This is a genomic window from Oleiphilus sp. HI0061, from assembly GCF_001635675.1.
Genome location: NZ_LWFE01000673.1, coordinates 1 through 1,053 on the forward strand (window position 1 = coordinate 1; position 1,053 = coordinate 1,053).

Genomic DNA, 1,053 nt, shown 5'->3' on the forward strand with positions numbered 1-1,053 from the left:
TCAGCAGGGTGACATCCTGATTACCGACCTGATGGGTATCGATGATCAAAGACAAGGTGTCTGAAACTGCTTTTAGCTGTAAAGAAATATACGGTACTGTCGCCAGTAAAATCACCAGGGTCGTGGTCGCAGCAATGCCTTGGCGCTTGCCGTAACGGGAGGCTAAAAAGTCGGCAATACTATGAATATGCTCTTGCCGACAAATTAGAAAAATCTTATTCAAGATTGGCCACCCTAGTGTAAACAGCAGTATCGGGCCAAGCAAAATTGGCAGGAAATCCCAGGTAGAAGTTGAAGCTGTTCCGACTAAACCATAAAAAGTCCAAGATGTGCAGTACACGCCCAAGGCCAAGGCATAGACATAAGGATGGCGAGACCAGGAGTCTTCAGAGAAGCGTGTTTGGTCGCCTTGTCTTGCAATGCAGAATAACAGAGCGGTATAAGCGATGATGGCAGTAAACACTATGCTGGCTGACACGATGACCTCTTCATTTAATTATTATTTCTTGAGTATTCGCTATGTATATACAGCTTGCTGACTACCGGTGAATAAAAACCAGTGCTGTATCGCATTTTTCATATTATAAGGTCTACTACTTTAGTCGTAACTTAGACCAAAGTCTTGGTCCCTTCTCCTAAATTACTTGCTAGATTGGCCTTGGCTTCTGGAAATAAAAGAAGACCTGGAGGCTGTCGGAGAATTGCGATCGGGTAACGGTTTACCGAAAGATCGTGATTCTCCGACAGTCTACTTTAGCCTTAAATGTAAGGTTCAACTAAGCGGAGATGTGTCATGCAAGAAAATAATAATGAGCAAGCATCTGCGTACTGGCAATACAATATCAAACTCATGCTAAAGCTGTTATGCATTTGGTTTGTCGTATCGTTTGTATGCGGAATCCTACTGGTCGATGTACTGAATCAGATTCAAATTGGCGGCTATAAATTGGGCTTCTGGTTTGCTCAACAGGGCTCGATGTATAGCTTTGTTGTGTTGGTCTTTTATTACGCAAAAAAAATGGCGGCACTTGACCGCGAATTTAACGTAGAAGA

1 protein-coding gene and 1 pseudogene are annotated in these 1,053 nt (G+C 43.1%); one reads left to right on the forward strand and one right to left on the reverse strand.

Going from position 1 to position 1,053, the window contains the following annotated elements; genetic code table 11:
* Nucleotides 1-478 (reverse strand): annotated as a pseudogene (locus tag A3735_RS08480) (hybrid sensor histidine kinase/response regulator); the annotation flags it as partial.
* Nucleotides 479-793: 315 nt separating this feature from the next.
* On the opposite strand from A3735_RS08480, the gene A3735_RS08485 reads away from it, so the two are divergent.
* The coding region (locus tag A3735_RS08485) for a DUF4212 domain-containing protein (protein WP_068637913.1) at nt 794-1,053 on the forward strand (260 nt) is incomplete at its 3' end.